Annotated in this window: 18 protein-coding genes; 8 read left to right on the plus strand and 10 right to left on the minus strand. The window is 59.6% G+C overall.

The genetic code is table 11. The features are described 5' to 3' along the window. Window positions 1-446: 446 nt before the first annotated feature. From ATI02_RS15960 to ATI02_RS15970, 3 genes are all read left to right on the plus strand, one after another. The gene (locus tag ATI02_RS15960; protein WP_100846767.1) at window positions 447-812 is read left to right on the plus strand and encodes a DUF6124 family protein; all 366 of its coding nucleotides are present in this window, start codon (window positions 447-449) and stop codon (window positions 810-812) included. Between the two features lie 179 nt (window positions 813-991). Next, entirely contained in the window at window positions 992-2,344 is a 1,353-nt protein-coding gene (locus tag ATI02_RS15965; RefSeq protein ID WP_100846768.1) for a HipA domain-containing protein, read from the plus strand. Then, entirely contained in the window at window positions 2,341-2,619 is a 279-nt protein-coding gene (locus tag ATI02_RS15970; RefSeq protein WP_095191927.1) for a helix-turn-helix domain-containing protein, read from the plus strand. The genes ATI02_RS15965 and ATI02_RS15970 overlap by 4 nt, the downstream gene beginning before the upstream one ends. 303 nt (window positions 2,620-2,922) lie before the next feature. Here ATI02_RS15970 and ATI02_RS15975 read toward each other — a convergent pair whose 3' ends face one another. From ATI02_RS15975 to ATI02_RS15990, 4 genes are all read right to left on the minus strand, one after another. Continuing rightward, complete coding sequence (locus tag ATI02_RS15975) at window positions 2,923-3,963, minus strand: IS110 family RNA-guided transposase (RefSeq protein ID WP_100848419.1); 1,041 nt, start codon at window positions 3,961-3,963, stop codon at window positions 2,923-2,925. Window positions 3,964-4,143: 180 nt separating this feature from the next. Then, on the minus strand, window positions 4,144-4,815 hold the full coding sequence (locus ATI02_RS15980; RefSeq protein WP_100846769.1) for a GNAT family N-acetyltransferase: 672 nt from the start codon (window positions 4,813-4,815) through the stop codon (window positions 4,144-4,146). 12 nt (window positions 4,816-4,827) lie between these two features. Beyond that, window positions 4,828-5,274, minus strand: a complete 447-nt coding sequence (locus ATI02_RS15985) for a GNAT family N-acetyltransferase (RefSeq protein ID WP_100846770.1) — start codon at window positions 5,272-5,274, stop codon at window positions 4,828-4,830. Window positions 5,275-5,284: 10 nt separating this feature from the next. Then, the gene (locus ATI02_RS15990; protein ID WP_095187845.1) at window positions 5,285-5,908 is read right to left on the minus strand and encodes an FMN-binding negative transcriptional regulator; all 624 of its coding nucleotides are present in this window, start codon (window positions 5,906-5,908) and stop codon (window positions 5,285-5,287) included. 92 nt (window positions 5,909-6,000) lie between these two features. On the opposite strand from ATI02_RS15990, the gene pdxR reads away from it, so the two are divergent. Next, on the plus strand, window positions 6,001-7,554 hold the full coding sequence (gene pdxR, locus ATI02_RS15995; RefSeq protein WP_100846771.1) for a MocR-like pyridoxine biosynthesis transcription factor PdxR: 1,554 nt from the start codon (window positions 6,001-6,003) through the stop codon (window positions 7,552-7,554). 18 nt (window positions 7,555-7,572) lie between these two features. On the opposite strand, the gene ATI02_RS16000 is transcribed toward pdxR, so the two are convergent. After that, window positions 7,573-12,162 carry a dermonecrotic toxin domain-containing protein gene (locus ATI02_RS16000; RefSeq protein ID WP_100846772.1) on the minus strand — a complete coding sequence of 1,530 codons (4,590 nt, stop codon included), beginning with the start codon at window positions 12,160-12,162 and terminating at the stop codon, window positions 7,573-7,575. Window positions 12,163-12,397: 235 nt separating this feature from the next. Then, entirely contained in the window at window positions 12,398-13,423 is a 1,026-nt protein-coding gene (locus tag ATI02_RS16005; protein ID WP_100846773.1) for a histone deacetylase family protein, read from the minus strand. An 86-nt stretch (window positions 13,424-13,509) separates the two neighbouring features. Between ATI02_RS16005 and ATI02_RS32290 the strand changes: the two genes are divergently transcribed. Next, window positions 13,510-13,677, plus strand: coding sequence for a hypothetical protein (locus ATI02_RS32290; protein ID WP_161555388.1), 168 nt, complete (start codon window positions 13,510-13,512; stop codon window positions 13,675-13,677). A 3-nt stretch (window positions 13,678-13,680) separates the two neighbouring features. On the opposite strand, the gene ATI02_RS16010 is transcribed toward ATI02_RS32290, so the two are convergent. The 4 genes from ATI02_RS16010 to aspA all read right to left on the minus strand — a co-directional run bounded on the left by ATI02_RS16010 (window position 13,681) and on the right by aspA (window position 19,423). Next, window positions 13,681-14,676: an AraC family transcriptional regulator gene (locus ATI02_RS16010; protein ID WP_095187849.1), complete on the minus strand. Its 996-nt coding sequence runs from the start codon at window positions 14,674-14,676 to the stop codon at window positions 13,681-13,683. Window positions 14,677-14,842: 166 nt separating this feature from the next. Continuing rightward, a complete protein-coding gene (locus tag ATI02_RS16015; RefSeq protein WP_095187850.1) occupies window positions 14,843-15,847 on the minus strand; it encodes an asparaginase in 1,005 nt (334 codons plus the stop codon). 169 nt (window positions 15,848-16,016) lie between these two features. Then, the gene (locus tag ATI02_RS16020) at window positions 16,017-17,465 is read right to left on the minus strand and encodes an alanine/glycine:cation symporter family protein (RefSeq protein ID WP_095187851.1); all 1,449 of its coding nucleotides are present in this window, start codon (window positions 17,463-17,465) and stop codon (window positions 16,017-16,019) included. 533 nt (window positions 17,466-17,998) lie between these two features. Then, the gene (aspA, locus tag ATI02_RS16025; protein ID WP_100846774.1) at window positions 17,999-19,423 is read right to left on the minus strand and encodes an aspartate ammonia-lyase; all 1,425 of its coding nucleotides are present in this window, start codon (window positions 19,421-19,423) and stop codon (window positions 17,999-18,001) included. 180 nt (window positions 19,424-19,603) lie between these two features. Here aspA and ATI02_RS16030 point away from each other — a divergent pair, with 180 nt between their 5' ends. The 3 genes from ATI02_RS16030 to ATI02_RS16045 all read left to right on the plus strand — a co-directional run bounded on the left by ATI02_RS16030 (window position 19,604) and on the right by ATI02_RS16045 (window position 22,428). After that, window positions 19,604-20,512: a LysR substrate-binding domain-containing protein gene (locus ATI02_RS16030; RefSeq protein ID WP_100846775.1), complete on the plus strand. Its 909-nt coding sequence runs from the start codon at window positions 19,604-19,606 to the stop codon at window positions 20,510-20,512. A 331-nt stretch (window positions 20,513-20,843) separates the two neighbouring features. Beyond that, entirely contained in the window at window positions 20,844-21,335 is a 492-nt protein-coding gene (gene purE, locus ATI02_RS16040; RefSeq protein ID WP_095081226.1) for a 5-(carboxyamino)imidazole ribonucleotide mutase, read from the plus strand. A 10-nt stretch (window positions 21,336-21,345) separates the two neighbouring features. After that, window positions 21,346-22,428, plus strand: a complete 1,083-nt coding sequence (locus ATI02_RS16045) for a 5-(carboxyamino)imidazole ribonucleotide synthase (protein WP_100846777.1) — start codon at window positions 21,346-21,348, stop codon at window positions 22,426-22,428. The last annotated feature ends 22 nt before the right edge of the window (window positions 22,429-22,450 follow it).

Raw genomic sequence — 22,450 nt, forward strand, 5'->3', positions numbered from 1 at the left:
GCATGACGAACGCATTGTGACTCCTTGAGCCTGTGCCTGATCGGCATGTAGGTGAAACAAGACAGATAAATCGCCAATTATTCTTGTGCGGTAAACCTCTGTCGTCGCTCTTGTTTAAAGCCTGTTGGCTTTACGTCTTGCGACCTACAAAACCTTGCGCCGCTGCCTACGCATGCACCAGAATCCGCCGGCTTGTGCGCCTTTGGCTGGCTGCGTAACTTGGTTTGCATCACTGATTTCCAGTGATCGGGCTTAGCGGCCCGGCTAGTCACTACGGTTGCACATATCTATCCAGTCAGGCATTCGCCTGCACTTGATGGTGGCTGTGCGCATGGCACCTTCGGGTGCACCGGGTTTTTGGTGACTACCGGTCCGCTAACTTGCGCACAGCCGCCACCCTTTCGCTTAGCGGTGAAAAGATGGCGGCCTCACAGAGGTTAGTCACCATGTTCAAACCAACGCCAAACCCACCGACGACAGACTCGGCATCCCCCTACGAATCGCCCGATTCAAAGAAATTTCACGAAGCCGCCGAGCGCGCCCTCGACCACTATCTCGGCCCATCGGCGGCCGACATCATGGCCGCGCCTTACAAACGCAACACGCTGTACATGGCAAGCCCCGAGGCCGACAACGAGTCCTTGCTGGCAGATGCCACTGAGACCCTTGGCTCGGCCACCGTTATGATCAACAACCATATCGCGCAGGTTGAAGGTACCCACCGCAAAACCCTGCAAGGCATCGCTCAGGTGGTGATGCTGGCAGAGCTGGCGGTCAATCGGGTGCTGGACAGGTTAGTGCCAACGGAATGATCAACGCGCTGGCGGCGCATTCGCATGTGCTGCCAGCACATGGGTTGGGAAAGCCGTTATGGGTGCTTTTCTGCATTTTGTTGCAGATGTATTCGTGGTGCTCGATTAAATATGCACTATATTGCAGTTATTAATGAAAACCCTTCGCTAAAGTGCATTTAAATGCGGGTGCAAAGCGTATGTACGACCTGACATTACAGATATTCGCGGCTGGGCAATGGCATGACGCGATGATTCTGAGTTTCGCTGACCCCGAAAAGGGTTTCGAAAGTCGCTGCGATTTCGGTTATCAAACCACCTATCTCTTCGATAACTTCGACGAGATAGGGTCGCCGTTCTCAAAAGCTGTGAGTGTACGGTTCCCATTGGAATGGGATAGCCGGCGATCCGCTGTGCCAGCCTTCATCCATGACATCGTTCCTGCCGGTGCGGCGAAACGTTTTCTTCTTGCTCGCGTGGGGCAAGAAAAACCCGCAGGCATCAGCGCCGATCTTTATCTGTTGGGTCGAAGTACAGCGGCACCCATCGGCAACATGCGGATAAAGGAGTCTGCCGAATCTGTGGATGAGCGAGAGCCCATTGGATTTCAGCGTCAGGACGTGATCCTGCGTGACAACCGGTTTCTCGAGTACGCCTATGAACTGGGTGCCGCCATTGGCGGTGCGACGGGGGCGGGGGGGGAAGCACCGAAGCTTCTGTTGGCAGAGGACAAGGCGGGCCTCCTGTTCCCCGATGCAGTCCTTGAGGATTCAGAGGTCAGTCAACACTGGTTTGTGAAGTTTGCCCGCAACAAAGGCAACCAGACCGATCAGGATATCTTGCGAAGTGAGTTCCACTACTACAGAGCCCTTCAGACGTTAGGCATCGAAACGGTCGCCTCACAGGGGCTGGCACTGGAAGAGGCGACCAAACCCAGCTTGTGGATGCAGCGTTTTGATCGTCGGGTAACCGCTCAAGGTGTTGAGCGTTACGCAGTCGAATCGATTTATTCGCTGGCTAACGTGACAGCGCCAGGCAGCGCGATGGACCATTTGGACGTGATTCGTATGCTTGCCGGTCTGTGGCGTGAGGCAGGGCAAGCGGATCAGATTCCTGATCTGGTGGCGGACTACTTGCGTCGGGATCTGATCAACAAAATTCTCGGTAACTCGGATAACCATGGCCGCAATACCGCGATTATTCGTGGGGTAAGTTCGTTTCGGCTTGCTCCAATTTATGATTTGGCGCCGATGGTCATGGACGATGAAGGCGTTACCCGTACGACTAAATGGCCGAAAGCGTTGGAAAGGGCGGGTGATGTCGATTGGCGAGGCGTTTGTCGTGCATTGGCTGATATTGCAGCCCCGGATGATCCCTTGGCTGCTTTGGCCAACGCGCCTGATTCATTCGAGCGCCTGCGTATGGATGCACAAGGCCTCGCGGCCCTTCCCGATATTTTGACCGAGAGTGGCCTGCCGGACCGAACCATGAATCACCCAGGCATCGCATTGAAGAATCTGGAGCAGCGATTGAAAGAGTGGGATCTGAAATGAGCCTGACCGTTGCCGAACGCACTGTGCTTATTGAAAACATACGGGAAGCGCTGGCACAGGGAACGCTTGAGATCGGCGAAGCCGTTCGCCGCTTACGTGTAGAAGTGACGGGGTTGCATCAAACCCAGTTCGCGAAAATGTGCAAGATCTCGGTGCGTACCCTGGTGCACATCGAACACGGTGAGGGTAATCAGACGCTGAAGTCGCTGAACGCCGTGTTTCGTCCGTTTGGGATGAAGATGGGCGTTGTGCGGATTCGACGAGATATCAGTTAAAGATCAAAAGATCGCAGCCTGCGGCAGCTCCTATGTATGGACTCGCCCCCACTGTCTACCCGTTTTTTGAAAACTGTCGCCCCGTTGCATCTATGTATTAGGCCTATTCGTGGAAGCCGTCTTCGGCCTCTGGCCAAAATTGGAAGAGCTCGTGGCATGCCGATTACAGTCAGGCCTCGAAGGCCAGTAGGAGCTTAGGCATCAATCCACGCCGGTCTTACCTGGGGTCAATTTTTTTCAGCAAAGGGTCGGACAGTCAGTACCTCGGTGGCAGAACTCGGTCGCTCAGTGGCTTATCGTCGCTTACTGACCATTACCAGCATGACGACGATAAGACTGGTCATTCTGTAGAAGCACCCAGACGATTCGTAGGTTGCGGTTGGCTAACCTGATCGCAGCCTCCTTACGGCCCAGTCGGCTCATCCACCGCAACAAGCGGCGGTCATCGGGTTGCAGGGAATCAGGTCGCAGTTGTTGCAGGACCGAATGGGCTCCCTGGATCATCAAGCTGCGTAAATAAACATCACCTCGCTTGGTCATGTCGCCCAGCCGGACCGTCTGCCCGCTGCTGTGCTGGTCAGGCACCATGCCAAAGTACGCGGCAAACTTGCGGGCATTGGGAAACCGCTCAGGGTTGGTTTCCTTGGCCACCAGTGCCGTGGCAATGACTGGGCCAATGCCGCGCACGGTCATCAGTCGCCTCGCTGTCATGTCGGCGTTAGCGGCCACTTCCAGGCGGCCCGTCAACACGCCGATGCGCTCGCCCAAATGGCGCCACTCAGCCAACAGTTCGTCGATCAATTCACGCAGCAGGCCAGGCAGTGGCTGGGTCGCATCTTCCAGTACCCGCGGAATCTTCTGACTGATCGCAACATCGCCCTGCGCCAAGGCCACGCCGTGCTCGAGCAGCAGGCCGCGCATCTGATTGCTGACCGCCGTGCGTCGACGCACATAGCCCTGACGGGCGCGATGCAGCGCTTGCATTGCCAGCGCAGCAACGCTTTTGACCGGTACCGCGCAGATTTTTTCATCGCGACCAGCGCGCAGAATCGCCAGCGCATCGTTGCGATCATTTTTAGGCCCACTGCGGTGTGTGGTCACCAAACCGGCTGGAAGAATCCGCGCCAGATTACCTTTGTCTTGCAACTGCCGGGCCCAGGCTTGAGCTCCCGGACCGGTCTCCATCAAAACCACGACATGAGGCGGCAGCTGTTGGAGAAACTCATAAAACGCCTCACGCGACTTGATCCGCTGTTCATAGCGCACCTGGCCGAGGACATCTTCACCAGCGACCTGAAAGACCTGTTTGGCCAGATCTACCGCCAAAGTTGTGCAGGCCGACAAATCGGAAGAAGACAGGGATTGATCATTCGAACTATGATTTTTCATGGACTCGCCCTCGCTGTCGATGGCTGTTTAGACTGCCACCGTGGCGCATTGACGCCTCGGCTTGGGCGAGTCCATCCAATTACACAAAGCGAATGTAGGAGCTGCCGAAGGCTGCGATCTTTTGCTTTTAAAAGGTTAAGTACGGCACTCGACCAACCCCTTCACCTGCCCATCAGGCGTCTGGTTTTCATCCGACAGCCACCGCTCAAACCCCGCCGCAATCGTCGGCCACTCACCATCCAGAATCGAGTACCACGCGGTATCGCGGTTCTGGCCCTTGACCACCATGTGCTGGCGGAACACGCCTTCAAAACTGAAGCCCAAGCGTTCGGCTGCGTACTTGGAGCGGGCGTTGCCGTTGTTGCACTTCCATTCGAGGCGACGGTAGCCGAGCTCAAATGAATACTTCGCCAGCAGATAAACCGCCTCGGTGCTTTTCGGCGAACGCTGCATGGGCGCGCCGAAGGTGACGTGGCCGATTTCGATGCGGCCCTGCGCCGGGACAATCGACATCAGGCTGAGGATGCCTTGCACCTGGCCGCTGGCGCGGTCAATGACGCTGAAGAAATACGGGTCGCTGCTGGCCGCGTGATTGTTCAGCCAGGCATTGAACACGCTGCGTTCCGGGAACGGGCCGTAGGGCAAGTAATCCCAGAGTTTCGGGTCGGCGCCGGGGCCTTCGAGGGCGTTGAACAGGTCGTCGCCATGGCGCGCCGGGTCGAGCCTTTCCAGGCGGATGAAGCGACCTTCAAGCAGTTGGGTGGTGGGGGCAGGGACGCCTTTCCAGTCGGCAAGTGAAGCAGTCATGAGCGTCTCTCCTTAAAGGGCTTTGCGAAACTGGATGAACCCCGGGCGCTCGGCGATGCGCTCGTAGAGCTGGATGGCGGTGGCGTTGGTTTCGTGGGTCAGCCAATGGACTTTGCAGCAACCATCGGCCTTGGCCGTGGCGTAGACGTGTTCGATCAGCAGGCGACCGACGCCAGTGCCGCGAGTGTGTTCCTCGACCACCAAATCTTGCAGGTAGCAGGAGTTTTCGATGCTCCAGTTCGAGCGATGGTAGATGTAATGCACCATGCCCACCGCTTTGCCATCCGCCCAGGCGAGCGCGGCGTGAGTCGGCTCGCCTGGGTCGAGGAAACGCTGCCAGGTACTGTTCGTCACCGCCTCCGGCAGTTCGGTGTTGTAGAAGCGCAGGTACGCTTGCCACAGCGGCAGCCAGGCGGCGTGGTCGTCGGCGTTGACCTGACGGATCTCGATCTGACTCATGGTGATTTCCTTAACGCATCAATTGGGCGAGGGTTTGATCATTGATCTCGGGACTGGCGGCCAGCCCCTCGCGCACGCCGGAGATATCTTCGGCGCTGCGGTTCTGGCTGAGCTTGCGCTTGCCTTCCAGGCGGTCGATGGGAATGGCGAAACCGACAATGGCCTTGAGCATGCTGTCGATGTAATCGGCGGGCGCGTCGGCGACCGACCAAGGCTGTGCGCGGCCAGCCTCATGGCGGTCGGTGAGGGTGCTGACGATATCGAGCAGCCGCCCGCCGTCGCTGAAGGTCTCGGCATGGCCATAGGCGTGCACTGCGACGTAGTTCCAGGTCGGTACGACTTTGCCGTGCTCGGCTTTACTCGGGTAGAAACCAGGGCTGACGTAGGCGTCCGGACCGGCAAAAATCAGCAGGGCTTCGGCGCCGTTGCGCAGGTCTTTCCACTGTGGATTGGCCTTGGCCAGATGCCCGTAGAGCGTGCCGTACTCACCTTGCTCGCAATGCAGCAGCACCGGCACATGGCTGGCTTGCAGACCGTTTTCGCCATGGGTTACCAGAATGGCAAGGCGGGTGGCGAGGATCAGTTCGTGCAGTTGCGACAACTCTTCGATGGCAAAGGCTTTGGGCGTGTACATGGAGAGATTTTCCTTGGCGAATGCCTGCATCCTAGGCAGGCTATTGGTCTGTTGTAAGAGCCATTGATGACCAATTTCACAGGTCCATTGCCATGTCTGAGTCACCTGCGATGTCCATGCCCTTCAATCCGGCCGGAATCGAGCTTGATCGCCGCCTGGGCCTGAGTCGCCAGCTCTATCAGGCCTTGCGTCTGCGCGTGCTTGATGGCCGATTGGCCAGCGGCACACGCTTGCCGGCCAGTCGTGATTTGGCGGCGGCGCTGGGGATTTCCCGCAACAGTGTGGTACGCGCCTACGATCAACTCTATGCCGAGGGATTTATCGAGGGGCGGGTAGGTGATGGCACGTATGTCGCGCAATTGCCACAAACGCTCACTTCTACGAAAAAATTATCCACAAAAGTATCCACAGGGTTTTCAACAGGCCTATCCACAGCCTTATCCACAAATTGGCTGGATTTACCTGTGGCTCCATCCAGTAAAGTTATCCACAACACAAACCTTTCGCGCATTGAAAGCAACCATTTAGCCTTGCCTCCGAGTGGTCCGCCGCGAGCGTTTCGGGTCGGCGTGCCGGCATTTGATCTGTTCCCGTTTGAGGTCTGGGCCAAGCTGAATGCGGCTTTCTGGCGCAAGCCGGATCTGCAGCAACTGTGTTACGGCGATCCGGCAGGCGATGCGCGCTTGCGTGGGATGATCGCCGCTTATTTGCGCAGCTCGCGCGGCATGCAATGCACGCCTGAGCAAATTGTGATCACCAGCGGTGCACAGCAAGGCATCAGTCTTTGTGCACAGCTGCTGGTGGCGCCGGGCGACGGCGTGGCGATCGAGAATCCGGGCTATCGCGCAGCCGGTCATGCGTTTGCCGTGGCGGGTGCGCGCCTGCATGGCGTGGCGGTGGACAGTGAGGGTATCGACTGCGCAGCAATGGCCAGTCTCAGCGATTGCCGGGTGGCCTATGTCACGCCCTCGCATCAATACCCGACGGGTGTGGTGATGAGTCTTGCGCGACGCCTGGAATTACTGGCCTGGGCCGAGCGTACGCAGGGCTGGATCGTCGAGGACGACTACGACGGCGAGTACCGTTACAGCGGTGCGCCGCTGGCACCCTTGGCGGCACTCGACCGACAGGGCCGGGTTTTGTACGTCGGGACGTTCGGCAAAATAGCCTTCCCGGCGTTGCGCCTCGGCTATCTGGTATTGCCGCCAGGGCTGGTGAATGCTTTTGCGCAACGGCGTGCGGTGGATGTTCGCCATTCGGAGGTGAGCACTCAGGCGGTGATGGCCGAGTTCATGGCCGCCGGGCATTTTCAGCGTCATATCCGCCGGATGCGCCGTGCTGCGCTCAGTCGCCGCAATGTGCTGTTGCAAGGTTGGCCGTCGAGTATTCCCGGAGTCGGCAGTCTGCCCTCCGTGTGTGCCGGGCTGCACCTGAGCGTCGCGGTCAACAGCGTCGAGCGTGAACAACAACTGATCCAGCAGGCGCAAAGTGTCGGTGTCGAGATCAATGGATTGAGCAGCTACTGGCTGCCGCAATCCACCACTGCGATTGATCAGCGTGCCGGCCTGGTCCTGGGTTTCGCCGCAGTACCGGAGCCGGCAATCGAGTCGGCTCTGGCACGCTTGCGACAAGTCTGGCGGGTGTAAGCACCCTGCGTGGGTGAATTAACCGCGGGGCTGCGGTTTCAGGAACAGGTCGCGATCCGCTGGCTTGTCCAGCCTTCTCAGCACATTGTCGACAGCATCAAAGGTGTCCAGTGCCTGGCGGGTTTTGGCGTCAAGCGTGAGCAAATAGGCATCAGCCAATTTAAGGTGAGCGACGGTGCACTGCTCATCCGCGACGGTTTGGTCGTCGTAGTGGAAATGCGCCACCCACAGCGGCTTGTTGTGGTTGGTCTTGTCGAGGATCTGGTATTCCTGGAAGTAGTCCTTGCGTTGTTTGGTACGAATACGCCCGCGAGTATCCTTGACGATCGCGACCTGATCGTTGGCAAGCAGCCACTGCAAGTAAGCTGTCCGGGGTTTGCGTTGCTTGAGCATTGTTGCGTAAGTGGTAACCCCTGTGGTGCGGGTAAGTTCAGCGCCTGCACGCAGTTCCTCGGCAAGGCTACCGACCGGTAAGTTTTCTGCCCCTGTGGCGCGTGCTCTGGCAAGCGCCTGCTCGGTTTCAGCAGCCGCATTGTTGAGCCTGCTGACTTGCTGATCGAACATGTCGCGGATGTCGGCAGGTATGCGGCCCGGGCGTTTGGCGTCTTCGCTCTTACTCTTGTTGAACTCTGAGATTTTCAGATTCAATTCAAGTGCCGCGGCAACGATGTCGGTGTCATTGGTCAGAGCCTCGGGGGCGACCGGTAGCGACGCGGACATCTTCACGAACGGAATTTGCGCCTCCGAATCGCTTTCGTCCGTGGACGGATTCCTTTCCGGTGGGTTCTGCCTGGGGCGGGTCTTGGTGACTTTGCCTTTGCGCTGCGGCCTGGAGGGCCCTGGTTCGTTTACCGGTGGAACAGCGATCTCGCTGGTGTCCGGCAGTTCCTCCACCAGGCGTTTCTGTGCCAGCTCGTGGAACTCGGCAATCTGCTGACGCACCTGGTCGAGTCTGGCCTGAACGAATGTTTCGGGATAGATCGTCGGCAATCCCAGAACGAGCTCATCGGCGCTGGCGTAAAGGTCATTGAAGTGGATCAGCTGTTCGATGCGAGCTGCCTGACCGTCGGCGCTGACCGGGGTTTTGATCAGGGCGATCAAGTCATGGCTGGCATCTGCCGCACTGGCGGTGACTGCCCGAAGCGCCTGGCGCGGCAAGGTCAGTTGCGGCTCTTCAAGGTCGCGCAGACACAACTCGGAGGTCAGGGCGATTTCATTGGCGAGGAAGTCAAACCGGGTGAAAGGCGGAAGCAGCGATATCAGTTTTCTGGCAACCCTGGTTGGTTTTCCTTCGTATTGCTGTAGCACCTCGACCGACGCCTTCAGGGTTTGCAGGGCGCCGACCATGCCTTCGCTCAGTGTCTTGGCCTTATTGGCAATATTCATTTGTTCCTGTCTGCTCACAGGTTCGACGTGGGTAGTGCCGGGGAGCAATCTTTGCAGGGTTTGTCGGTAGATCCTCATGTTCAAGCGCATCCAGCCACTGAGGCATTTATGTTGTTCAGTGGTCAGGCGCATCAGCTGTGATTGGTAGAAGACGCTGCTGCCCCCGGACTCGTTCCAGATCCTCAGTTGTTCCAGCGCATCGGTGTAACTTTTGGCCAATACCTGCGATTGTTCGAGGAATACAGCTGACCTTTCGTCGAACAGATTGTCCGGTGCCTCTTTCAGAACTTTTACTGCTTTGGAAAACTCGTCAACCAGGAGACTTTCGCTTTCCAGAAACGGCCTGAGTTTCGCCATGGCCGCGTCCTTTTTCTGCTCTCTGGCCCGCCGAAATGCTGCGATCCGCCCGGTTGGTGCTCCCCCGCTCAGACGAATGCGCAGGTCCCAATGCCATTGCTGCGAGCTGGCGTCGTACTGCAAAACAGGACCTTTGCGATCAGGGTTGGCGGGGTCAACGATGCGCAGCGGCTCACCTTCCGATTCGATGACCTGAAACCAGCGTTCGCCCACTTGCGCGCAGGTTTTGCCATCGACGGTATACAGGTGGCTGGACGCGGATATTTCGTGGGTGCCGGGCGCGGGCGTTGCCAACTTGAAGCTGTCGATCAGCGTGATAAAGCGTTTCGCCGTTGCTGAGCGATAGGGCGTACCGGTCTCCAGCGATGAAAGGTGTGCTGGCGCAATGTCACCGCTGACGACCTGACTGTCGTAGTTAAGCACGGGCCCGGTTTTCACTGGCGGATCGCTGGGTAGCCGCGTGGGTATATCGGGATTTTCCGACGGCAGCGGTGTTTCGCGCAGTTCCTTGAACGACGGTAACTTAAGATGGTTGCGTCGTGCAGCCACGTGCTGCGACAAGAGGACTCCCAGCACCAACAGCACATCGCTCATGGATTTCCACTGGATGAATTCCTCCCCGCGTTGATTGGCGTCGACGGCTTGCTGAATCTGGCTGATGCTCTGCCAGACCCACACTGCCGTGCCAGCAGCACCACTGAAGAAGTTGGAGGCAACGTTGAACAGTGTCCAGCCGCTGTCTGCCAACAGGTTCCAGCGCCGCTCGCTGTTGGAAACCGATTGTCGGTCGGCGAGTTCGATCAACGCCTGACTATGGGCGTCATACAGCTTCGCCAGAATATCGCCGCTCAGGGGGGCATTCGCCAGGTCGATCGGGCCGGCCAGATCAAGGTGGATCAGCGGTTCGAACGCCAGTTGCGAAACGATCCACGGCGACGGAATTTCGCTGGAAAACACGTACTGAGCGTATTCGAAGCCCAGCGCCTCGGTCGCCAACCATGCCAGCACCGAATCCCTTAACTCCCCGGGCTGATACAAGGCATACAGCAGGTTTTGCAGGGAGGCGAACTGCACCAGTGGTTTGTCCAGCGCCGGCCGATAAAGCAGGCAGGGCCCCTGGCTGGCATCACGCGGGGCGATGACGAACATGTTGCTGACGACATCGGCTTTTTTGCTCAGGCGGTTACGCGGAACGAACGCCAGGGGGCGAATGGTCACCGGGTGTTGAGCCGCAGGTTTGTCATGGGCGATGGCCTCCATCAATTGGCAGACGTATTCGTACCCGCGTTGATTGACGCCGTTCTGATGACGGAGTTTGTTTTCCAGTGCCAGCAATGGCAGCAAGATCGGAAGCTGGCGGGTGTAGCGGGTTTTCTGCTGGGCCGCGCGCACTGGGTCATCAATCAGCGTGCGCTTGATGAGCCTGGGATAGCGCTCGCCGATATTGACCTGCTGCGCCAGTTCAGTGAGCAAGTTAACGGTCAGCCACGCCGGTATGGCGGTGCCGTCGTTGAAGGCGAGTGTTGCCAGATAGGGTGGGGAGTTTTGCAGCGCGAACTCGCCGAGGGTTTCTACCGTGCGGTCCAGTGGGTTGGGGAGCACCAGACCACCGGATTCGAAGCTTCCGGTCACGCTGATGTGCAACGAGTCCAGTGGCAGGTCGGCGGCGTTTTTCGCTCTTTTATCGGCGATGATCGCCTCGCGCATCTGGGTTTGCGCATAGGTTTTGATCAGCGGGAGATCGTCTTCGCGAAAGGTGTCTTTTTGCGCGTCGTCACGCAGATCCGACAGTTTGACGATGTAGTGCTGATAGGCCTGCAAGTCGCTGATCGAACCGTCATGCAGCCAGGCGGGAATCGCCTGATCCAGTTGATCGAGGCGGTCTCGGTCCTCTACACCAAGGCTGTTTCGTGGTTGCGCAGCACTGTCCGGGGGGGCGTCAGCACGGTTTGCAGGGTCGAGCGCCGTGATTTCATCGAGTTGGTTGCCAATCAGCGCCCACGCGACGGCATCGAAAATATTCCCTTCAGGTTCGCTCAGGCGCCATGTCAGGGTTTGTTGCTCCTGGCTCATCTCCATACGGGCCGGAAGCGATTCACCCAGCGCTTGCATGGAAGCGAACGTCTCATGACCTGAGTTGATCGAATACATCAGGATGAGTTCTCGGCCCTTGCAGGTCGCGGTCATGATGATCGCACCGGCGATGAGCAGGTGGCGGTTGCTCGCCTCTTCCACAAGATCAACGTCGAGCAGGCAGGCCCGCACGTCCTTGAAATCACCCTGCGTGGAGGTGCGAAGCTGTTTGTCCGGGGCGGCGGCAATCAAGCGTGCAAGTGAACACTGATCGGCATCCCAGCCAGTGGCTTGCTGCACATTCACCGCCGCTTTGAACGCATCGGCCAACACTTGCCAGCGCGGTTGCGTTGGTCCTGGCTCATTCCAGTAATCGAGTTGCAACTGTTGGTAGGTGGCGAACAGAAAAGGCGCGTGATCGTTGATCAGCGAATTGACGTCGTCCATATCCATGGCCAGGTGGACGGGATTATGCGAGTGAGGCATCAGTGTCAGAAAGCACTCGCCTTCGAGGTAACTTGCCAAAGTGCTGGCGTAATACAGTCGAACCAGCGCATGGGTAAGCGATTCGTAGTGGTGAAACGCGCCTTCACTTGCGCGAATCGGCGTCGCGATCATCGCGTGGTCGGGATCGATGTTCAGGTGGGAGTAGTTTTTCGCCAGGGCCTGGCGCAACAACGTCGATGCTGATTGATGGAGTGAAGGACCCTGGCTGGTCAGGTCGATCAGGCGACTCTGCTGCTGCAAGGAGAGGGAGCTGCCGGGTGCAGTGGCATCGGTGTTTTCGGTCATGGGTGTCTTCCGCAGTCAGAAGAGGCGGCGACAATCACCGCCCCCGTTTCTGCCGAAATTAGCCAGTCGTCTGCAGGGCAGGGCGGTACATACATATCGCGGACAAAAAAAGACCCGCCGTGGCGGGTCTTGGTTGCAGCACAGGGTGTGGCCTGTCGTTGATGACGGTGCAAGCGTCTTCGGTGTTATTTGCGCCCTTGGGGACCGGCCGGAGCCATCAATTACTTGAGTCGGATCATTGTTCAAAACCTTCCAGCACGTTCACCGCGTTGATGCCGATTTCTTCCACCGCATAACCCCCTTCCATGACGAACAGGGTCGGCTTGCCGAGCGCGGCAATGCGCTTGCCCATCGCCAGATAATCCGGGCTGTCGAGTTTGAATTGCGAGATCGGGTCATCCTTGAACGTGTCGACACCCAGCGATACGACGATGATGTCGGCGCCATAGTGTTCGATCTCTTTGCAGGCCTGCTCGAGTGCGCTACTCCATGTGTCCCAGCCAGAACCGGCGGGCAGCGGATAGTTGAAATTGAAACCTTCACCGGCGCCTTCGCCCAATTCATCTTCATAGCCAAGGAAGAACGGGAATTCCGCTTCCGGGTGGCCGTGGATCGAGGTGAACAGCACATCGCTGCGCTCGTAGAAGATCGACTGCGTGCCGTTGCCGTGGTGATAGTCGACGTCAAGGATTGCGACCTTCTTGTGGCCCTGATCAAGGAACGCCTGCGCGGCGATGGCGGCATTATTGAGGTAGCAATAACCGCCCATCAAATCGCTGGCCGCGTGGTGTCCCGGTGGCCGACACAAAGCGAAGGCACTGTGCGCGCCGTTCTGGATCGCCGCTTGCGCGGTCAGGGCAACCTGCGCCGCGCTGTACGCCGCTTGCCAGGTGCCGGCGGTGATCGGCGCGCCACCGTCGAAGCTGTAGTAACCGAGCTGGCCGTGCAGGCTGGTCGGTTTGATCGCCCGCAAGGTCCGCGCCGGCCAGGTGTAGGGCAGCAAATCGCCGTCGGTGTTGAATTCAGTCCAGCGCGCCCACGCGCCTTTGAAAAACTCGAGATAGTCGCGGCTGTGGATACGGGCGATTGGCTCAAGGCCGAAATCTTTCGGCACCTCGACCGGGCCCAGGTGCCGGTTCTGCACGCGTTGCAACACATGGTCGGCGCGCGACGGCATCTCGAAGCACGGTTTGAGCTGGCCATCGATCAATTCGCAGCGGCCATGGTGCAGGTGGTGATCGTCCGAGTAGATCGTCAGCATTTGTTGTTCTCCGCAGGGCTGAATCAGTTGCCTCAAGTGTTGCGGCACGCAGCGATTCGGAGAACGGCAGGAAAGGCCAAAAGGGGATGGATCTGGCCAAAAATCCTGACCGCAATTGGCCCCTTAATGGCGCGGATGCGGGCATGAAATACCAATCTATTGTGGGAGCGGGCTTGCTCGCGAATGTGGTGTGCCAGATACAAGAATTTTGCCTGACACACCGCATTCGCGAGCAAGCCCGCTCCCACATTTGATCTTCAGTGTGGCCGGAACTGACTCGGCGCCACGCCGCTCCAACGCACGAACGCATGGCGAAAGCTCGCGGTTTCGCTGAAACCCAGGGTTTCGGCAATGCGATAGATCGGCAGTTGATCTTCACACAGCATCTGCTTGGCGCGTTCGAAGCGCAGTTCGTCGAGCAGTTCCTGATAGCTGCTGCCCATGTCTTTGAGGTGGCGACGCAAAGTGCGTGGCGAGCACTTCATTTGTTGGGCAAGACCTTCCAGCCCCGGTGCGGCATTCAACTGGGCACTGAGCAACTGGCGGATCCGCCCCAGCCAGGCTTGCCGTCCGGTGAATTCGAGGTTCTGCTTGCGACAGCGTTCAGCCATGGCCTGATGGGTAATGACATCGGCCAGTGGCAGCGGTTGATCGAGCCAGTGTCGATCGAAGGCGAAGGCGTTGTCCTTGGCGGCGAAGTGCAATGGGCTGGCGAAGTGTTCGGCGTAGCTGTCGCGGTAGTCCGGTGCGGCGTGTTCGAACCGCGTGGCCAGCAACGGCAGCGGATGGCCGAGCAGGTCGTCGCAGATGACCTTGAGCGACACGAGACAGAACTCGGCATTGAACACGGCCATCGCCGGGCTTTCGCGATAATCGGCGGCGACGAACCAGACGCGTTCGCCGTCGTCTTCCAGGCTCAGTTCGAAAAGTGTTCCCAACAGCGCCGGATAGCGGATCGCCAAGCGCAAAGCGTCACCGAAGGTGGCACAGGTCAGCAGGGCGTAACCGAGGATGCCATAGCAGGAAACGTGCATGCGCCGGCCCAGTTCCAGGCCGATGTCGTGCTTGAGCGCCACCGCGTTGGCGCAGACCTGCATCTCCTGATTGGTGGTAATGCGCGTGTCGGCACGGGCCAGATCCGCCGCACTGATGCCGCTGCCGGCCAGCAGTGCTTCGCTCGACAAGCCTTCGGCGTTGAAGGTGTTGAGTATCAGCGAGACGGCGTTGAGGGTGGTGAGGTGGGAGTGGAGCATAGGATCTTCCAGCCTGATGAAGGCTGGAGTGCAGCAAGTTGCATGCCGTACGAAGATCAAACTGTGGGAGCGGGCTTGCTCGCGAATGCGCCGTGTCAGTCGACATCAGCTTATCTGGCACACCGCCTTCGTGAGCAAGCCCGCTCCCACAGGGATTTGCGTGGTGTCAGATCAGCTCACCGCACAGATCGAGTTCGATCAGACGGCGGACTTCAGCAGTTTCCAGGCCTGCGCCCAGCAATCCGTTCAATTTGCCGAACGCCGCCTCACGAGTCATGCCGCCACCGGACAACACACCCACGCCACGCAAACGGCTGCCGGCCTCGTAGACATCCAGTTCCACGCCCCCTTCATGGCACTGCGTGACCGCAACCACTACCACGCCGTTATCCCGCGCGCGGCCGAGGCTGGCGAGGAATTGCGGGTTGTCGCTCGGCCCGGTGCCGCTGCCGTAGCACTCCAGCACCAGACCCTGAATACCGCTGTCGAGCAGGCCGTCGAGGATCTCGGCGCCGATGCCGGGAAACAGCGGCAGCACGGCAACTTTCGCCAGTTGTTTTGGCTGGTTGTAATGCAACGCCGCCGGGATCGAAGTGGCTTTCACACCGCTGCCCTGACGCTCCAGACGTTTGAACGGATGGCGGCCGAAGCTGCGCACTTTCGCGCAACGGGTTGGCGCCAGCAGTTCGCCGTGGAAATACAGATGCACACCTGGCGCCAAGCCTTGGCCGAGAGCAACCAGTGCGCCGCCGAGGTTTTCCCAGGCGTCGCTGTCAGTCACGCCAGCCGGCAGCATGGAACCGGTGAAGCACACGCGGGCGTGCAGGCCGAGGAGCTGGAAGCTCATGGCCGCGGCGCTGTAAGCCAGGGTGTCGGTGCCATGCAGGATCAGCACGCTGTCGCAGCCCTGTACATCAACGGCATCGACCACCGCTTCACGCAGTTGCTGCCAGTAGGCCGGGGTCATGTTGGCGCTGTCGATCAGCGGCGACATCTCGCGAAAACGCCACTGCGGTACGACGAGTTCAGGCTGGCTGTGCAGGTAGTCGCGCATCCGCGCTTCGAAACCGGACGCCGGGGCCAGACCATTGGCGCTGGCCTGCATGCCGATGGTGCCACCGGTGTAGAGCACCATGACGTGTTGGGCGGCGGGATAGGTCGACGAATTCATAGGATTCTCCGAAAGGATGGGGTCCTTGTGGGAGCGGGCTTGCTCGCGAATGCGGTGTGTCAGATACAAGAATTTTGCCTGACACACTGCATTCGCGAGCAAGCCCGCTCCCACAGGTATTGCATCACAATAACTGACGGGCGCAGGGGATGCGCCCGTCATTTACCTGTCAGCGTTGCGCTGCAGGCACGCCTTGCGGCTCGGCTTCAGTCTTGCCGGCAGCGGCAGACGGATTGGTCGGCCAGGCTTTCAGGTCGAGGTCCAGATCAGCAAATTTGCTGGAGTCGAACACCGGCTGTTTGACGCCGGCGCGGCGCTGCGCGTCGTAGTCGCGCATCACGCGCATGCCGACCTTGAACAGCATGGCCAGGGCCACCAGGTTGACGAAGGCCAGGCAGGTCATGGTGATGTCGGCGAAGGCGAACACGGTCGACAGATCCTGCATCGAACCCCATATCACCAGCGCCAGCACCAGGCCGCGGAAAATCATCAGCGCGGCGCGGTTGCGGGTGAGGAACTGCAGGCTGTTTTCGCCCAGGTAGTAGTTGTAGAGGATGCAGGTGAAGACGAACAGCGACAGCGCGACGCTGACGAACATGCGACCCCAGTCACCGACCACGGCGGCCAGCGAGTTTTGGGTGAGGACGATGCCGTCACCTTCGAAGCCCGGGGTGTAGAAGCCCGACAGCAGGATCAGCAACGCGGTGCAGGTGCAGATCACGAAAGTGTCGAGGAACACGCTGAAGGCCTGAACCACGCCTTGCGCGCCCGGGTGCTTCACGGCGGCCACGGCGGCGACGTTTGGCGCACTGCCCAGGCCCGCTTCGTTGGCGAACACGCCACGCTTCACGCCCATGACGATGGCGCTGCCGAGCAGGCCGCCAAAGGCCGGGTCGAGGCCGAAGGCGCTCTTGAAGATGGTTTCCAGCATGGCTGGCACCTGTTCGATCTGAGTACCGATCACGTACAGGGTCACGCCGATGTAGGCCAGGGTCTTGATCGGTACCAGCAGGTCGGACACCGAGGCGATGCGCTTGATGCCGCCGATGAAAGTGATGGCCAGCAGCACTGCCAGGACGATACCGGTGTGTTGTGGGTTGAATTCAAAGGCGTTCTGCAGCGAGTGGGTCACGGTGTAGGACTGCAGGCCAATGAAGGCAAAGCCGTAGGTGACCAGCAGCAGGATCGAGAACACCACCGCCATGCCTTTGAGCTTCAGGCCGTGCTGGATGTAGTAAGCCGGGCCGCCACGGTACAGACCGTCGCCATCGGCGCGTTTGTACACTTGGGCCAGGGTGCACTCGAAGAAGCTGCTGGACATGCCGACCAGTGCGGTCACCCACATCCAGAACACCGCACCCGGACCACCCAGGGTCACGGCGATGCCGACACCGGCGATGTTACCTGCACCGACACGGCCGGCAAGGCTGAGCATCAGGGCCTGGAACGAGCTGAGTTGCCCGGCGCTGCCCTTGAGGCTGTCGCGGAACACCGCGAACATGTGGAAGAAGTGGCGCAATTGAACGAAACGCGAGCGAATCGTGAAGTAGCTACCGAGCCCGACAATGAGCACGATCAGTACTTTCCCTGAGAGGAAGTCGTTAATGACTTCGAGCATGGATTTTTCCTCGCTGTTTATTGTGTAAGCAAATGCTGGATGGAAGAAACATCGTGTTACACCGGTGTGCGCGCGGCACGACGGGTGAGGCGAAGGTTTCGTCCCGGATCCATTTCGCGGGTTTGTTATTAGTTCGGGTTTCGCATGGGTTATGGCCTCGTTACCGACGACCGCTCATGCGAAGAGGGGCGGCACTATACCGATCAGAGGCGCGCCCGTCTGCACAGTCGTGGTGCAAGCGACGAAACGAGGCTTTGAAGCACCCGGCGTTACCGGCGCCGGGTTTGTGCGGGAACTGCTCTTTTTGTGGGAGCGAGCCTGCTCGCGAAAGCGGTTTATCAGGCGCACTGTTGTTGAATGTGCCGCCGCCTTCGCGAGCAGGCTCGCTCCCACATTGGTCAGTCCCCAGACATACGGGTCTCAGGGGCGGAAAGTTAAAAAAAAGGGCCTGGGGACTGATCCCCAAGCCCTCAAAAGGTGAGAGGTGTCTAGTCCCTCGACCTGGTGAGCGGTGCTACAAGTAACGCGTCGGCTCAGCCTTTGAGCGGAACCAGACGCGGAGCAATCATGTTTTCCGGGCGCAGGATGTCGGCGAGACTCTCTTCGTCGAGCAGACCTTCTTCGCGCACCAGTTCCAGCACGCCGCGGCCGCTTTCAAGGGCGATACGGGCGATGCGGGTGGCGTTTTTGTAGCCGATGTACGGGTTCAGCGCGGTGACCAGACCGATCGAATGTTCGACCAGTTCGCGGCAGCGGGCTTCGTTGGCGGTGATACCGACGATGCAGTGCTCGCGCAGCATGTCCATGGCGCGTTGCAGCAGGCGGATCGAGTCGAAGATCTTGAACGCGATCAGCGGCTCCATCACGTTCAGTTGCAACTGGCCGCCTTCAGCCGCCATGGTCAGCGCCAAGTCGTTACCGATAACCTGGAAAGCCACCTGGTTAACGGCTTCCGGGATGACCGGGTTGACCTTGCCGGGCATGATCGAGCTGCCTGGCTGACGCGCTGGCAGGTTGATTTCGTTGATGCCGGTGCGTGGGCCGCTGGACAGCAGGCGCAAGTCGTTGCAGATCTTCGACAGCTTGACCGCGGTGCGCTTGAGCATGCCGGAGAACAGGACGAAGGCGCCCATGTCGGAGGTGGCTTCGATCAGGTCGGCTGCCGCTACCACCGGTTGACCGCTGATCAACGCCAGACGCTGCACAGCCAACGCTTGATAGCGCGGGTCGGCGTTGATGCCGGTACCGATCGCGGTGCCGCCCAGGTTCACTTCAGTCAGCAGTTCCGGGGCCAGCGTCTTCAGACGGGCCAGGTCTTCGCCCATGGTGGTGGCGAAGGCACGGAATTCCTGGCCGAGGGTCATCGGCACGGCGTCTTGCAATTGGGTACGGCCCATTTTCAGGACGTGATCGAATTCTTTACCTTTGGCCGCGAACGCCTGAATCAGGCTGTCGAGGCTGGCCAGCAGGGTGTCGTGACCCAACAGCAGACCCAGGCGGATGGCCGTCGGGTAGGCGTCGTTGGTCGACTGCGCCATGTTCACGTCGTCGTTCGGGTGCAGGTACTGGTACTCGCCTTTCTGGTGACCCATTGCTTCGAGCGCAATGTTGGCGATCACTTCGTTGGCGTTCATGTTGGTGGAAGTACCGGCGCCACCTTGAATCATGTCGACCACGAACTCTTCGTGGAAATCACCGCGGATCAATCGGGCACAGGCTTCGCTGATGGCAGCGTGCTTGGCTTCGCTCAGGTGACCCAGCTCGCGGTTGGCGTCAGCGGCGGCCTGTTTGACCATCGCCAGACCGACAACCAGTTTCGGGTAATGCGAAATCGGAACGCCCGAGAGGCGGAAGTTGTTCACCGCTCGCAGGGTCTGGATGCCGTAATACGCTTGAGCCGGTACGTCGAGGGCGCCAAGCAGGTCGTTTTCTGTGCGGAAAGATGCAGCGGAGGACATGATAGAAATCATCTCGATATGGACCCGGTCGATGCCGGAACGCTGCGAATGCTAGGCTTGTAGGAAATTTTGGGCCAATGCTGTTCAGCACTGACCTATGCACATTCGGCATAATGCCCGTGTGACGCCGCGTGCGCGGCAGACGTGTGACCTGTTTTGGTGCGTGTCCGGGAGGACGTGATGAATCTGGAAAGCAAATGGCTCGAGGACTTCAGTGCTCTGGCCGCCACCCGCAGCTTCTCGCAGGCCGCCGAACGACGCTTCGTGACCCAGCCGGCGTTCAGTCGGCGGATTCGCAGCCTGGAAGCCGCGCTGGGGCTGACATTGGTCAACCGCTCGCGCACGCCAGTCGAACTGACGGCGGCGGGGCAGCTGTTTCTGGTGACCGCGCGCACGGTGGTCGAACAGCTCGGCGAAGTGCTGCGCCATCTGCATCATCTGGAAGGCGGGCAGGGTGAGGTGATGCAGGTTGCTGCTGCTCACTCGTTGGCGCTGGGTTTCTTTCCGCGCTGGATCGCACAACTGCGCAATGAAGGTTTGAACATCGCCACGCGATTGGTCGCGACCAACGTCGGCGACGCGGTGCATGCCTTGCGTGAAGGGGGCTGCGATCTGATGCTGGCGTTCTATGACCCGGACGCGGCCATGCAAATGGACCCGGAAATTTTCCCGTCACTGCACCTGGGCCAGACCGAGATGCTCCCGGTGTGCGCGGCGGATGCCGATGGCAAACCGCTGTTCGATCTGGAAGGTGACGCCAGCGTGCCGCTGCTGGCGTATAGCGCCGGGGCGTTTCTCGGGCGTTCGGTGAATGGTTTGCTGCGCCAGCGTCAACTGCGTTTCACCACCATTTACGAAACCGCCATGGCCGACAGCCTGAAAAGCATGGCGCTGGAAGGCCTCGGGATCGCCTGGGTGCCGCAACTGAGCGTGCGCGCCGAGTTGGCCCGGGGTGAACTCGTTGTCTGTGGCGGCCCGCAATGGCATGTGCCGCTGGAGATTCGTCTGTATCGCTGCGCGCTGGTGCGCAAGGCCAACGTGCGGTTGTTGTGGCGCAAGCTGGAAGGTGGGGCCGCGCAAAACTCCTGAACCCACCCGCAGCCCCTGTGGGAGCGAGCCTGCTCGCGAATGCGGTGGGTCAGGCAGCATCAATGTTGACTGACACTCCCTCTTCGCGAGCAGGCTCGCTCCCACAATGGAATTTGAGGTGCGTCTGCGCTGACCTTCAGGTCAATAAAACCGGGCTTTTGCGGCAAATGACAGATGGTCGTGACGGGGGCTGTTTATTGCTTTCTTTGCGGTATACTGCGCGGCCTTCGGCCGGTACCTCCGGCCATTTTTCGTACAATCAAGCCACGCAACCTGCGTGGCTTGTTGTTTTTGATGCGCCTGCGGGCGCCCAGAGAGAAGAGGCGCGACGATGAGTGCACTGGTTGGCGTGATCATGGGCTCCAAGTCCGATTGGTCCACCCTTAGCCACACCGCCGATATGCTGGAAAAGCTCGGCATCCCGTACGAGGTCAAGGTGGTTTCTGCCCACCGCACCCCGGATCTGCTGTTCCAGTACGCCGAAGAGGCTGAAAGCCGCGGCATCGAGGTGATTATCGCCGGTGCCGGCGGCGCAGCCCACTTGCCAGGCATGTGTGCGGCCAAGACCCACCTGCCGGTGCTGGGCGTTCCGGTGCAGTCGTCGATGCTTTCGGGCGTGGATTCGCTGCTGTCGATCGTGCAGATGCCGGCCGGTATTCCGGTCGCTACCCTGGCCATCGGCAAAGCAGGCGCGATCAACGCCGCGCTGCTCTCGGCGAGCATCCTCGGCGCCAAGCATCCACAGTTCCACGCGGTACTGAAAACCTTCCGTGCCGAGCAGACAGACAGCGTCCTGGACAATCCAGACCCACGTATTGCCTGAGGTTGTTGAGATGAAGATCGGTGTAATCGGTGGCGGCCAGTTGGGTCGCATGTTGGCCCTGGCGGGCACCCCGCTGGGCATGAACTTCGCTTTCCTCGACCCTGCGCCGGACGCCTGTGCGGCCGCATTGGGCGAACACCTGCGGGCCGATTACGGCGATCAGGATCATCTGCGTCAATTGGCCGATGAAGTCGATCTGGTGACCTTCGAGTTCGAAAGCGTCCCGGCTGAAACCGTGGCGTTCCTCTCGCAATTCGTGCCGGTCTACCCGAGCGCCGAAGCCCTGCGCATCGCTCGCGACCGCTGGTTCGAAAAGAGCATGTTCAAGGACCTGGGCATTCCGACCCCGGCCTTCGCCGACATCCAGTCGCAAGCCGATCTGGAGGCCGCTGTCGCCTCGATCGGCCTGCCAGCCGTGCTGAAAACCCGCACTTTGGGTTATGACGGCAAGGGCCAGAAAGTCCTGCGCAAGCCTGAAGATGTGGTGGGCACCTTTGCCGAACTCGGTAGCGTCGCCTGCCTGCTGGAAGGCTTCGTGTCGTTCACCGGTGAAGTCTCGCTGATCGCCGTGCGCGCTCGTGATGGCGAAACGAAGTTTTATCCGTTGGTGCACAACACCCACGACAGCGGCATTCTCAAGCTGTCCGTTGCCAGCACCGATCACCCGTTGCAGGCGCTGGCCGAAGACTATTCCAGTCGCGTGCTCAAGCAGCTGGATTACGTCGGCGTGATGGCGTTCGAGTTCTTTGAAGTCGACGGTGGCCTCAAGGCCAACGAAATCGCCCCGCGCGTGCACAACTCCGGGCACTGGACCACCGAAGGCGCCGAGTGCAGCCAGTTCGAAAACCATCTGCGCGCCGTTGCCGGTCTACCGCTGGGTTCGACAGCCAAGGTTGGCGAGAGCGCGATGCTCAACTTCATCGGTGTGGTTCCTCCGGTGGAGAAGGTCATCGCCATCGAAGATTGCCACCTGCACCACTACGGCAAGGCTTTCAAGGCCGGACGCAAGGTCGGTCACGCCAACCTGCGCTGCGCCGACAAGGCCACGCTTGAAGCGCAGATCCTCAAGGTCGAAGCGCTGATCGCCGAGTAAAACAGTTTCATGTGGCCGCGGT

The organism is Pseudomonas baetica (assembly GCF_002813455.1).
GTDB lineage: Bacteria > Pseudomonadota > Gammaproteobacteria > Pseudomonadales > Pseudomonadaceae > Aquipseudomonas > Aquipseudomonas baetica.